Source organism: Streptomyces humi, from assembly GCF_001005085.2.
In the GTDB taxonomy this organism is placed as follows: Bacteria; Actinomycetota; Actinomycetes; order Streptomycetales; family Streptomycetaceae; genus Streptomyces; species Streptomyces humi.
The window spans coordinates 1-849 of record NZ_LBMU02000189.1; the positions used below are offsets into that span (position 1 = coordinate 1).

1 protein-coding gene is annotated in these 849 nt (G+C 68.4%); it reads right to left on the reverse strand.

The features are described from left to right. A partial coding sequence (locus AAW13_RS43820) for a ketoacyl-synthetase C-terminal extension domain-containing protein (RefSeq protein ID WP_143145124.1) occupies positions 1-849 on the reverse strand: 849 nt, incomplete at both ends.

The following is an 849-nucleotide window of genomic DNA, read 5'->3' on the forward strand; positions in this document are numbered from 1 at the left end:
CCACACCCGACACCACACCCGCCGACACCACACCCGACGCCAACCCACCCAAACCCCGCAACAACTCACCACGATCACCAGCCACCACCACAGCCCGGTGATCGAAGACGGCACGGCCCGAAACGAGAGAGGACGCCGCATCAGCCAGACCCAGGTCCGGACGCTCGGCGACAAAGGCATGCAGTCGTCCGGCCTGCGCCCGCAACGCCTCCTCCGTCCTGCCCGACACCACCCACGGAACCAGGCCGGACGGTTCGTTGTCGGAGCGGTTCTCGCCTTCCGATGGGTGTTCCGGGTCAGGGCTCTGCTCGACGATCACATGGGCGTTCGTGCCACTGGCGCCGAAGGCGGAGACGGCGGCCCGCCGCGGCCGCTCCAGCTCCGGCCACACCCGCTGCTCCCTCAGCAACTCCACCGCACCCGACGACCAGTCCACATGCGACGACGGCGCATCCACATGCAGGGTCTCGGGGAGCACACCATGCCGCAGCGCCATCACCATCTTGATGACCCCACCCACACCGGCAGCCGCCTGCGCATGCCCGATGTTCGACTTCAACGAACCCAAGAACAACGGGAGTTCACCGACGCGCTCCTGACCGTAGGTCGCGATCAGCGCCTGCGCCTCGATCGGGTCACCCAGCCGCGTACCCGTCCCGTGCGCCTCCACCACATCCACGTCAGCCGCACCCAGCCGAGCGTCCGCCAGCGCCTGCCGGATCACCCGCTGCTGCGACGGACCGTTCGGCGCCGTCAGACCATTACTCGCACCATCCTGATTGACCGCACTCCCCCGCACCACCGCCAACACCGGATGCCCCAGCCGCAACGCGTCCGACAGACGCTCCA